The sequence below is a fragment of the Bradyrhizobium sp. SZCCHNS3002 genome, from assembly GCF_032377435.1.
Taxonomy (GTDB): Bacteria; Pseudomonadota; Alphaproteobacteria; order Rhizobiales; family Xanthobacteraceae; genus Bradyrhizobium.
In genome coordinates this window covers 283698-296752 of record NZ_JAUHHY010000001.1, presented here as the reverse complement: position 1 = coordinate 296752, position 13055 = coordinate 283698, and the positions used below count along the sequence as shown (strand labels likewise).

Here is a 13055-nt window from a genome sequence, read left to right as displayed (position 1 = left end):
ATCGCTCACGAATGAACGCAGACCGCGTCGGCACCTCAACATGAACGTTGCAAATTTTCCCCGCACCTCGGACCCGGCGATGGTGCCGACGAGTGCGTTACCGTCCGCCCAGCCCGGCGCCCGCACCGAGGCGTCTGATCAGGCACGCAAGCCGCGACTGCCACCGCCAGCGGCCATGCCGACCCAGGAGGGTCCCCAAGGGCTGCGCTTCGATTTCAACGACGGCTGTCGTGTCATGCTGCCCGACACCGGACACGCCTGGCGCGTCCGGTTGAGCGATCTCGAGACCGCCAACGTCCTGTTCGACATCGACCTGCGTTCTGGGCACGTCAACAGCAGCAAGCGCTACTTCGTCCCGTTCAGGCTGGAAGTGTGGTCAGGGCCCGAGCTGCTGCTGTGCCACGACTATGACGCCACCGACCGCGACGTCCTGATCCAATTCCCGGTCGGCACGATCGGCGACATCATCGGCTGGATGAGCTATGTGGTGAAGTTCAGGGACCTGCATCGATGCCGCCTGAGCTGTGCGATGGGCGAGCCGCTGATCCCGCTGTTCCGCGCCGTCTACCCAGACATCACGTTCCTCAGCCACGACACGGTCCAGGCGGAGCGATACTACGCGACCTACTCGGTCGCGCTGTTCTTCGACGATGCCGAGTTCGTGCATCATCCCTGTGATTTCCGGCAGGTCGGTCTGCATCGGACAGCAGCTCATATTCTCGGCGTCGATCCGGCCGAGCAGCCGCCACGCGTCGCGTTGAGCGAAGAGAGCCGTCCCATCGAGGACCCCTATGTCTGCATCGCCGTGCAGGCGACGACCGCATGCAAGCACTGGAACAATCCGGAGGGCTGGCAGAGCGTCGTGGCCTTCCTGCGCGCGACCGGCTATCGCGTGATCTGCGTCGATCAGACCGCGGAGCGCAGCCACGGCGCTTTCCGAACGCAGATTCCTGCCGAAGCCGAGGATCAGACCGGCGACCGGCCGCTGCCCGAGCGCGCCCGCTGGCTCAAGCACGCCGCGTTCTTCATCGGCCTTTCCTCGGGGCTGTCATGGCTGGCCTGGGCGGTCGGCACTCCGGTCGTGCTGATCAGCGGCTTCACCCACCCGACCAACGAGTTTGCGACCCCCTATCGGGTCATCAACCATCACGCCTGCAACAGTTGCTGGAATGATGCCCGTCATCGCTTCGACCATGAGGACTTTCTGTGGTGCCCGCGATGGCAGGGCACGTCCCGGCAGTTCGAATGCACGCGCCTGATCACGGCCGCGCAGGTCGAGGGCATGTTGCGCCGAATTCCCGGCTTCGGACGGGGATTGCGTCCGCAACCGCGCGCCTCTCAGCAGCAGGCGCCGCCTGCGCCCTTTGATCGGGATCGAGCCTCGAGAGCAGAGTCTGCGCCGGAATCCGTGGAGAGCGACGAGCCGGTCGCGCTCGCCGCGCTGCTGGAACGCCCGCGCGGCGATGTCGCCCGCGGGGGCCTTGCGGTCGGCGTCACGGTCGCCGCCGGCAGGCTGCTGGATCAGGCTGCCGCCGGGATCGCGGAAGGCGATCGCGCAGCCACCGCCAGCGATCTCATGGACGCGTTGCAGAACTACAAGCAGAGCATCGCCATCGTCAGGTACCTGACCGCAGCCAATCCGGACGACGCCGGGTTTCAACGCAACCTCTCGGTCGCCTTGAACCGCATCGGCGCCGTGTTGTTCGTTCAGCGAAACCTCGAGGCTGCGCATGCCGCCTATTCCGCCAGCCTCGCCATCATCCGGAAGCTGACCGCGGCCCATCGCGGCAATCTCAGCTTTCAGCGCGACCTCGCCTGGTGCCACGCTCTGCTGGCGGATGTGCTCACCGCCCAGGGCCGCCATGCCGAAGCCTTCGAGCAGCGTCGCGCCAACACCGCGCTGATCACCCATCTCGCCAACACGATCGCCAACGACCCGTCGCTGCAGCAGGCGCTTGCAAATTCCTATCAGAGTCTGGGCGATGCCTTCCTTCCGCTCGGCAACATCGACGGCGCCCTCGCCGTCTACCGGATCAGCCTGGGCCTGACCAAGCAAGGGCTCGACGCGAACGGGCAGAATGACCCGGCCTGGAATCAGCTCTACACCACACTGCTGCAGAAGATCAGGACTGCGCTCCTGGCGCAGCGCCAGGCCGCGCCGCCGTCCTGAACGGCGCGCGGCGAGGTCGCCGACACGCCCAGACGCCTTTGCCTCTAACTTCCCCGACACACAATCCATCGTGGCGTTTTTCCAGCGATGGCGCTGAGACAATGCCGCGCGCCCGCGTCGCCGGGCAGCCTTGACAGCATCAGACCAACCCTGCGTCTGATCGCTGGAGACCGGCCACTCACCGGCGAGATGCAGGCAGCATCTTGACGACAAGATGCAATTCGCGCCCGGTCGCCGCACCGCGCATTTGCTGCTTGCTGCCAGAAATCAATCACTTGGCACGCGATCGCGGCGCATCTGTCACAGATCCGCGATGTCCCGAGAACAACATATTTGCGGACTCCCCCACGCCTTTTTTGGCCCGATTGCTCCGAGCATATAGCGAGGTGCGACAAAGTAGCGCGCGTCAGAAGAACGCGCGACACAGCGGCGCACGGGCGTGAGGCGCGGCGCATCACGTCCGACGCAGGGCCGATGCGCTTCCGCATCGTCCGGCCAGTTTCGGTACGGGGCCCTGCCGGGCGTCGGATGAACTTGGGGAGAGATGATCTATGGCGAATAACACCTTCAACCCGACGGCGCTGGCCAACGGAACGTCGAACCTGCTGGTGCGCGCCTCAGCGCTCAACATGTCGACCGACCTCGTCCAAGCCGGCGTGGTGTTCAACGATGCGGTGCGCGCCTCGCTCGGCCTGTTCTCGCAAGCCGGCAGCGGCAACTCCAACCCCTTCCTCGGCAGCTACACGACCGATCTGCACGCCGTGCAGAACGATATCGCGGCGATGCTCGCGAATGCCGGACAGGTCACCCTCGGCGGCCAGGCCTTCACGCTGAACGCGACCGACACCGCCGTTCTCACCAACGTGCAGGCGCAGATCTCGACGCTGATCACTGCGGCCCAACAGACCACGAACGCGGCGACGATCACGGCCGCCGACCAGACGCTGCACGCCGTCCAGCAGGAGATCCTGCAGGAGATCAACGGCGACGCGCATCTGTCCGGCGCGCTCAACAAGGTCAACTTCCTCGCCAATACCGGCGGCCAGGACGTCGCCTTCCAGAACACGCCGGCCGGCGCCGATGATGCGGCGACCTTGGCTGCAGCGACCGCAGGCAACACGCTGAAGGATGTCGGCCTCGTTTTCAACAAGGTCGTCGACCTCGCCTCCGGCGGCATCCACACCGGCAACCTCCAAGAGGTCACGACCGACCTCACCGCGATCTCGCAAGGCCTCACCAACATCCTCAACAACAAGACCCAGCTCGCGCAGATCGAGAAGGGCGAGACGGCGAACGCGGCCGCGCTTACGACCATCCATCTGCAGACGGTGCTCGGACAGATCAACCTCGAGCTCAACCAGTATGCCAAGGCGGAAACGACCGGCAATCAGGCCGCGTTGCGCGGCACGGCCGACAACCTGCTCGACAGCATCGACATCATCCAGAACGACGCCAACCTGAACATGGCAGCCGGCGGCAACGGCATGCCGGGCCATGCCGGAGGCTTCGCGGAGGATCCCGGCGGATTGACCGGCACGGTCACCAAGTTCCAGGACAATCAGGCGCAGACCAATTTCTGGGCCGCGTTCCTGGCCGAAGCGAACACCATCAACGCAACCCTGCAGAAGATCTCGACGGGCGGCGCGCAAGCCAGCGCGGCATTGATCACGCAGATCCAGAACTACCAGCAGTTCGGCGCCAATTTCGACGCCGCCCAGGGCAATGTCTTCCGTGGTCGCTTCGACAACGAGCTGCTCAGCGGCACGCTGGAAGCCGACTCGGCGGCCGCCGTGAAAGGCTTGCAGGGCATCCTGAACGGTGACACCGGCGCGGCTCTCGCGGCGGACAAGGCGGCGATCAACGCCGCCGGACAGGGCTTCGCCGCTGACGCCATGGACGTCTCCGGCAACAACATCGCGATTGGCGGCGCGACCTATGTCGGCACGGCCACCACGGTCTCGACGGCGACCTCGGTGCACGGCCTCGCCCACGGCACGATCCCGGTGACGGCGACCCCGAACATCGCCAACGGCACCGGCGGCACCACTTCGACGCCGCCGAGCAGCGGCGGTGGTGCCACGCCGGTCAACTTCAGTCCGACCGCGCTCGCCAACGGCACGTCGAACCTGCTGACTCGCGCCACTGCTATTCAGCATTCGACCGATCTGGTGCAGGCCGGCGTCGTCTTCAACGATGCGGTCCGCGCCTCGCTCGGCCTGTTCAGCCTCGCCAACAGCGGCAACTCGCCGACGTTCCTGAGCAGCTATCAGGCCGACATCACGGCGGTGCAGACCGATATCGCCGCCATGCTGGCCAATCCAGGTCAGGTCACGCTCGGCGGACACACCTTCGCACTGAACGCCACTGACACGGCAGTCCTCACCAACGTCGAGGGTCAGTTGGGGACGCTGCTGCAGGCGGCGGGGCAGTTCGCGAACGCCACCACCCAGGCTGCCGCCAGCCAGACCATTCATGCGCTCCAGCAGGAGATCCTGGGCGAGATCCACAACGACGCCCATCTGGCGAACGCGCTGAACAATGTGCCCTTCCTCGCCAACACAGGCGGCCAGGACATCGCCTTCCAGACCTCGCCCGCCGGCGCGGACGATCCGGCGAGCCTTGCTGCGGCGACCGCTGGCGCCAGCCTCAAGGACGTCGGCCTCGTCTTCAACAAGGTGGTCGAGCTCGCCTCCGGCGGCATCGACGCGGCGCACCTGCAGGAGGTCAACACCGATCTGACTGCGGTCTCGCAGGGCCTGACGGCCATCCTCAACAACAAGACTCAACTCGCGCAGATTGAGGCCGGCGAGACCGCCAACGCGGCGGCGCTGACCACGATCCACCTACAGACCGCGCTCGGTCAGATCAACCTGCAGCTCAACAAATACGACGCGGCGGCGACCACGGGAAATCAGGCGGCGCTGCGCGGCACGGCCGACAATCTGCTCGACATCATCGACATCGTCCAGGGTGACACCAACCTCAACATGGCCGCGGGCGGCAACGGCAATGCCGGCCATTCCGGCGGCTTCGCCGAAGATCCGGGTGGACTGACCGGCACGGTCACCAAATTCCAGGACAATCAGGCGCAGACGAATTTCTGGGCTGCATTCCTGGCCGAGGCCAACACCATCAACGCCACCTTGCAGAAGATCTCGACCGGCGGTGCGCAGGCGAGCGCGGCCCTGATCACGCAGATCCAGAACTACCAGCAGTTCGGCGCCAATTTCGACGCCGCGCAGGGGGCCGTATTCCAGGGTCGGTTCGACAACGAGCTGCTCAGCGGTACGCTCGAAGCTGACACTGCCCATGCCGTCAAGGGCCTGCAAGGCATCCTCAACGGCGACACCGGCGCAGCACTTGCGGCAGACAAGGCGATGATCGCCGCGGCAGGCCAAGGCTTCGCGGCGGACGCCATGGACGTCTCAGGCAACAACATTCCCGTCAATGGCGGCACCTATGTCGGGACGGCCACGACGGTCTCGACGGCAACCTCCATCAAGGGCACCGCGCACGGCACCATTCCGGTCACCGCGACACCGAACCTGGCCAACGGCACTGGCGGCACAGCTGCGGCAGGAACCACCGCCGGCGGTGGCGCGGCAGCCGGTGGCACCGCGGCGAACGGAGGCACGTCGACCGGCGGAGCGGCGGCTGGCGGCACATCGACGGGTACGACGGCCAACAACGGCAGCAACGCGGCGCATCACAGCGATCATCATCATCACGATCACAGCCAGGGCGCGCATACGAACCAGGCCGCGGCTGCCGGTCCCGACATGTCGCATCTCCACGCGATGCATCACATGTGGGGTTGATGAGGCAGCCGCAGCGGCTGCTGCGGATCGGATACCCGGGAGCAAGCGGATGAGGTCAACTCACGCAGTGCTCCCGGGGGAAATGAGAAGGACGATGAGCCGGGCGAGACGACACGCGTTGAAGAAAGGAAGCCTCTGAAGATCAGCAAAGATGCATGTTCCGTTCCGCACTGTGAACCCTCGTTACGCTGGAACTTTTCTAAGGAGAGATCGGCGACCAGCCGCAAGATCGGGGCAACTTCTTGTCTGGACCGTGCATCGAAGCTTCGCTGAGCGGTGATGTTGCAAGGATGCCACGACGGAATTCAAGGAGTTAGTACGCTTCCGAGCGCGGCCGTGACCCGGCTGCGACAATCGTCGTTTGCCCGAACAACATCATATTTGAGGACTCCGCGGCGCTTCTTTTGGCCCCATTGGAGCAAATAATTCCCAGGTGCTCTGAGGCTGCGACATTTCGCCCGCTCCGCGAGGAGGTGAACGAGATGTCTCAGCCCGATCAACGCCCGCGTGCTGCCGAACCGCCAAGCAGCAGACGCCGGGTTGAAACTTGGGGAGATGATCAATGGCAGCCAATACCTTCAACCCGACGGCGCTGGCGAATGGCACGTCCAATCTGCTGGTTCGCGCCTCGGCGCTCAACCTGTCGACCGACCTCGTGCAGGCCGGCGTCGTTTTCAACGACGCCGTTCGCATCTCGACCGGCCTGTGGTCGACGCCGCAGAACAGCGGCAACTCGAACCCGTTCCTCGGCAGCTACACCACCGACCTGCATGCCGTGCAGAACGACATCAACGCGATGCTGGCCAATCCCGGAGACGTCACGATCGGCGGCAAGGCCTTTACGCTCAACGCGACCGACACCGCGGTGCTCACCCAGGTCTCGAACGAGATCACGACGCTGATCAACGCGGCGCCGAACACGACCAATCCGGCGACCCTCGCCGAAGCCGACCAGACCATCCACAACGTGCAGATGCAGATCCTGGCGCAGATCCAGGGTGACGCGCATCTCTCGGCCGCGCTCAACAACGTTCCCTTCCTGGCCAACACGGGTGCCATGGATGTGGCATTCCAGAGCCTTCCCGCCGGCAACGACAGCGCCACCAATCTCGCTGCAGCGGCCGCGGGCGACCTGACCGCCATCGGAACGGTGTTCAATGCCGTCGCTGATCTTTCGCTGGGCGGCATGAGCGCCAACAATATCAATCAGGTCCAAGCCGACTTCACGGCCGTGGCGCAGGGCCTCCAGGCGATCCTGAACGATCCCGCGAAGCTCGCTGCGATTGAAGCAGGTCAAACCGCCGTCGATGCCCAGACGACGACGCTGCATCTGATGACGCTGCTCAGCCAGGCAAACCTTCAGATCAACAACTACAACGTCGCCGAGACGATGGCCAATCCGACGGCGCTGCGCGGCTCCGCCGACAACATCGTCGACATGATCGACGTGTTTCAGAACGACGCGGCCCTCAACGCGGCGGCGGGCGGCACCGGCATGCCGGGACACGGCGGCGGCTTCTCGGAGATGCCCGGCGGCCTGACCGGCACGGTCACGAAGTTCCAGGACAATCAGGCGCAGACCAATTTCTGGGCCAATTTCCTCGCCGAGGGCAACACGCTGGGTGCGAAGCTGGTTGCGGTGGCCAATGGAACGGGGACGGCGTCGCAGGCCCTGATCGACCAGATCACCAACTACCAGAACTTCGGTGCGGCATTCGATGCGGCGCAGGGCGCGGTGTTCAAGGGACGCTTCGACGACGAGCTCGCCGCCGGTGCTCTGCAGTCCGACACCATCATGGCCACGAAGGCGCTGATGGGCATCATGAACGGCGACACGGGTGCGGCCCTGGCGACCGATCAGGCGATGTTGAAGGCTGCCGCCGCGAACTACATCGGCAATGCCGGAGACATCGCGGGCAACAACATCGCGATCGGCGGATCGGCCTACGTCACGTCCGCGACGAGCTTCGTGACGGCGACGGCGGTCAATGGCATTGCCCAGGGCACCGGTATGCCGGCGGGCGCCACGCCGAACATCGCCAACGGCACGGGCGGAACGCCTGCGAGCACGACCACGCCCGGCGGCGGCATGGGCGGAGGTGGCACGACAGGTGGCGGCACCACCGGAGGCGGCACTGCCGGCGGAGGCACCACGGGTGGCGGGACGACCGGAGGCGGCACGACGGGCGGTGGAACGGCCGGCGGAGGAACCACCGGCGGCAACAACAACACCACCACGACCCATCACTGCGGCGGCCACCACAGCCATCACAGCAGCCACCACACGGCGGCGGCCGCGGCGGCGCCAGCCGCAACCGCTGCAGCCGCATCGAGCGGTCCGGACATGTCCCACCACCACGCGATGCATCACATGTGGGGCTGACGCCCTCGGCAACCTGACCAACATTGGCCGGCGCAGACCCTTGGGTCTACGCCGGCTCGTTGCGTTGTGGCAGCACCGGCCATCGACGCTGCACGTGGCCGGACAAATTCCATGCACTGCTCGAAGGGTTCTAGCCGACCGCTTGCGATCGGCCTCGTCTAAGCCTCCGTTTCGCTTCAATCCGCCTCGACAACGGCATTCGTCGAACATTCAGCAAGTTGTCATCATGAACGAGCTCGCCGTCGCCTTCCGCCCCCGCCTCGTCCCCGCAGCGTCCGACGGCGGACAGCCGTCGGCGGCCGCGCTCAGCGATCAAGCCTTGCGCATCGCCGAGCAGGCCTACCGGAAAGTTCTTTCGCTTCAGCCCCGTCATTTCCGCACTTTGTGCAGCCTCGCCATGGTCCGCCTGCAGCTCGGCGACACGCATGAGGCACGCGCCCTGCTCGACCAGGCCGCAGAGGAAGCCGGCGACGCCGCGGATCTGCAGCTGTCGCTCGGCAAGACCTTCGCAGGTCTCGGCGACCTCGCCAGAGCGAGCACGCATCTGCAGCGTGCCGTCGCGCTCGACGAACGCTCGGCCGAGGCCCGGCTGCTGCTCGGCAGCGTGCTCACCAGCCTTGGCGATCCCGCCGGGGCGGTTCGGCATCTGGAGCTGGTGCTGGCCGCGGACGCAGGCAGCGCCGATGCACACCAGGCGCTCGGCTTTGCCTTGCAGCGCCTCGACCAGTACGAGCGCGCCCTTGCGCATCACGAGGCCGCGCTCGACGCGCGGCCCGATTTCGCCGCAGCCGCCGCCAGCCTCGGCGACGCCTGCCGCATGCTCGGGCGGCATTCGGAAGCCATTGCCCACTACACGCGCGCGCTTGCTATCCAGCCCAATGCGCCGGTCGTGCTGCTCAACATCGGCGGCTGCCAGCAGGCCGCCGGCGAGCTCGACGCCGCGATCCGCACCTATCAGCAGGCCCTTGCCCTGAGCCCGCATCTCGCCGAGGCGCACTACAATCTCGGCAATCTGCACCTGGAGATGAAGAGCGTCCCTGCCGCCATCTTCCATTATGAGCGCGCCATCGCCGAACGGCCCGACTTCCCGGAGGCCCATAACAATCTCGCCAATGCCCTGCAATCGCGCGGCAAGCATGACCTGGCGCTCACGCATTACGACGAGGCGGTGCGCCGGCGCCCCGACTATGCCGTCGCCCACCGCAATCGCGGCGATGCGCTGCGCGACATCAAGCGCTACGAGGACGCCATCGCGAGCTATCGAACCGCCCTCGCCCACGATCCCCGCGATGCGACGACGATGAACCATCTCGCCGGCGTGCTGACGATCCTGGGACGGCTCGACGAGGCGGCGCTCGCGTATGAGTCCGCCCTGGCTGTCAACCCGCGCAGCATCGGCACGCACCTCAACTACAGCGTGGTCAAGCCGTTCGCGGTCGACGACGCGCGCTGGGCGCCCCTGCAGGATCTGGCCGCGAGATCGGAGACGCTTACCGAGGATGCGCGCATCGCCCTGCACTTCACCCTCGGGCGGGCTTATGCCGACATCAAGGACGGCGAACGGTCGCTGGTCCACCTCAACGCCGGCAATGCTCTCGAACGCCGCCGCATCAACTATGACGAGAACCAGACGCTGCGCCAGATCGAGCGCATCCGCGCGGTGTTCTCCAAGGATTTGCTGCAGGCGCGCGCCGGCCATGGCGATCCATCGCAGGCGCCGGTGTTCGTCATCGGCATGCCTCGGTCCGGCACCAGCCTGGTCGAGCAGCTCCTCGCCAGCCATTCCGCCGTGCACGGCGCCGGCGAGGTCAACTATTTCGCGGCCGCCGCGGGACTGTTCACCGACCGTGCCCGCGGCGACTATCCGGAGATGCTCGCCAAGCTGTCCGACGCCGACATTGAGGCCCTCGCGCGCGCCTATCTCGAGCGGTTCACCGACCTGCCGGCGGACACCAAGCGCATCGTCGACAAGATGCCGTCGAACTTCCTGTTCGCCGGGCTGATCCATCTCGCGCTACCGAATGCGCGCATCATTCACGTCCGGCGCAATCCGATCGACACCTGCCTGTCTTGCTACACGCAGCTGTTCGCCGAGCCGCAGCCCTTCGCCTACGACCTCGCCGAGCTCGGCCGCTACTACCGCGCCTACGATGCCCTGATGAGCCATTGGCGCAAGGTGCTGCCGGACGGCGTCATGCTGGAGGTGGCGTATGAGGACGTGGTGCGTGACTTCGATGCGCATGCGCGCAAGATCGTGGCGCATTGCGGGCTCGACTGGGATGACGCCTGCCTGTCGTTCCACGAGAACGAGCGTCCGGTGAACACGGCCAGCCTGGTCCAGGTCCGCAAGCCGCTGTTCTCCGGATCGGTCGGCCGCTGGCGGATGTATGGCGACCGGCTGAAGCCGCTGCTCGATGCGCTCGGCAGCGAAGCCGTGCGGCCGACCATTGCCGAGGCGATCGCGGGCGCCAAGCCGCCCCAGCCCGTGAACGTGGCCCCGCCCGTGGTGACGCCGACGACAGCATCGCTTTCCTTCGCTTCGCAGCAGGCCGGATCGTTGCAGACGTTGGTCGAAGGCGCCGCTGCCGTGGCAAAGAGGCTGCAAGGCCGCGGCGACTCCAAGGATGCCGAGACGATCTACAACCTGATCCTGGCGGGGCAGCCGAACCAGTTCGACGCGCTGGTCGGACTCGGCATGATCTGCACCACCGCCAACCGGCTCGACGAGGCCAAGGACTTCTTCGTGCGCGCGGTCGCGGTGAACGACAAATCCGCCGAGGCCCATGGCAGCATCGGAGCCGTCGAGGCCTCCGCCGGCCACTATGAGACGGCCGTACAGCATTACGAGACGGCACTTGCGCTGGCGCCGAGCCACCCCGGCATCCTCTACGCCTTCGCCATGGTTCGCCAGAACCAGGGGCTGATCGACGAGGCGATGGCCCTGCTCCGGCGGGCGATCGACAACAAGCCGCAGCACCTCGATGCGCATTTCGCACTCGGCAACCTGCTCTACACGACAGGAAAAGACATCGAGGCAGCGAAACACTACCTCAAGGTCCTCGACTTCAGCCCGGAGCATGCCGAGACCCACAACAACATCGCCAACGTGCTGCTGCGCCAGGGCCATCGCGAGCGCGCCATCGAGCACTACAAGCGGGCGATCGCGAGCCGGCCCGACTATGCCGACGCCTATGGCAATCTCGGCAACGCCTTCCTCGAGCTCAACCGGCTCGAGGAATCGATCGAGCAGAACCTGCTGGCCATCAAGATCAAGCCGGAACGCTTCGGCTCCTACAACAATCTCGGCGTCGCCTACCAGGCGCTCGGCCGCTTCGACGAGGCGACGGCGGCGTTCCAGAAGGCCCTGGAGCTGGCGCCGGACGACGCGCCGATCCACCTCAATCTCGCGAACATGTCGAAGTTCAAGCCGGACGACAGCCGGCTTCCTGGTCTGCGGCAGCTGATCGAACGCGTCGACCAGCTCGACCAGGAGAAGCAGATCGCAGCCCATTTCGCGATGGGCAAGGCGTTGTCCGACCTGAAGGACTACGACCTGGCCTTCTCGCATCTGCACAAGGCCAACACCCTCAAGCGCAAGACCTTCGACTACGACTCCGAGCAGCGGCTCGGCATGATGAAAAACGTCGCGACGCGCTTCACGCCCGAGTTCTTTCGCATGGTTGCAGGGCACGGCGACGATTCCTGGGCCCCGATCTTCATCGTTGGCATGCCGCGCTCCGGAACCACCCTGATGGAGCAGGTGCTGGCCAGCCATTCCAAGGTCTTCGGCGCGGGCGAGCTCGAGACCTTCAAGGATCTCGTCGGCGAATGCGCCAACCGCCAGAAGGTCGTTCCGGCGTATCCCGATCTGATCACGCTGCTGCCACCCGAGGAAATGACGAAGATCGGTCAGGAGTACACCGCCCGCGTTCGGACGCTGGCGCCCGAAGCCGAGCGCATCGTCGACAAGATGCCGCTGAACTTCCTGTTCGTCGGGATGATCCATGCGGCGTTCCCGCGCGCCAGGATCATCAACGCGCGGCGCGACCCGCTCGACAATTGCATTTCCTGCTACTCGCTGCTGTTCACAGGCTCACAGCCATTCGCCTACGACCTGACCGAACTCGGCCACTACTACCGGGGTTATGAGGGCGTGATGGAACACTGGCACAAGGTGCTACCGCCCGGCATCCTGATGGACGTTCAATACGAGGATCTGGTCGACGACCTCGACGGCGTGTCGCGCCGCGTGCTCGCCCATTGCGGGCTCGACTGGGAGGATGCCTGCCTCGACTTCCATCGCACCGAGCGCATGGTGCGCACGGCGAGCCTGATGCAGGTGCGCGAGCCGATCTACCGCCGCTCGATCGGAAGCTGGCGCCGCTACGAGAAACATCTTGGGCCGCTGTGCGCGGCGCTCGGCATCGACCTTCCGCCGCCGGAAACCACATGACCGCCGGCAAATAACCGGGTGCTGTTGCCCAGGGATCGGTGACAGGCGCGGCACCCGGCTATCCGGCCGCGCGGCGGAGCGGCTCGAGCATTGTGCTCCTGGGCCTTTAAGAAATTATATTCGTCATACGCAGAAGCGTCAGTTTTACTACGCAGACGCGCCAACTGATAACACAACCAGAAGTTCGATGACATCTTCAGCCATGGGTCCAGGAAATTGCGTTCGAAGACC

General features: G+C 65.6%; 4 protein-coding genes. All 4 read left to right on the top strand.

Going from position 1 to position 13055, the window contains the following annotated elements; genetic code table 11:
- The first annotated feature begins 40 nt into the window (after positions 1-40).
- The 4 genes from QW845_RS01360 to QW845_RS01345 all read left to right on the top strand — a co-directional run bounded on the left by QW845_RS01360 (position 41) and on the right by QW845_RS01345 (position 12824).
- Entirely contained in the window at positions 41-2170 is a 2130-nt protein-coding gene (locus QW845_RS01360) for an autotransporter strand-loop-strand O-heptosyltransferase (protein ID WP_409997856.1), read from the top strand.
- A gap of 551 nt (positions 2171-2721) precedes the next feature.
- On the top strand, positions 2722-5988 hold the full coding sequence (locus QW845_RS01355) for a hypothetical protein (protein WP_315799873.1): 3267 nt from the start codon (positions 2722-2724) through the stop codon (positions 5986-5988).
- A 562-nt stretch (positions 5989-6550) separates the two neighbouring features.
- Entirely contained in the window at positions 6551-8371 is a 1821-nt protein-coding gene (locus QW845_RS01350; protein ID WP_315799872.1) for a hypothetical protein, read from the top strand.
- Positions 8372-8597: 226 nt separating this feature from the next.
- Positions 8598-12824 carry a sulfotransferase gene (locus tag QW845_RS01345; RefSeq protein ID WP_315799871.1) on the top strand — a complete coding sequence of 1409 codons (4227 nt, stop codon included), beginning with the start codon at positions 8598-8600 and terminating at the stop codon, positions 12822-12824.
- Positions 12825-13055: the final 231 nt, after the last annotated feature.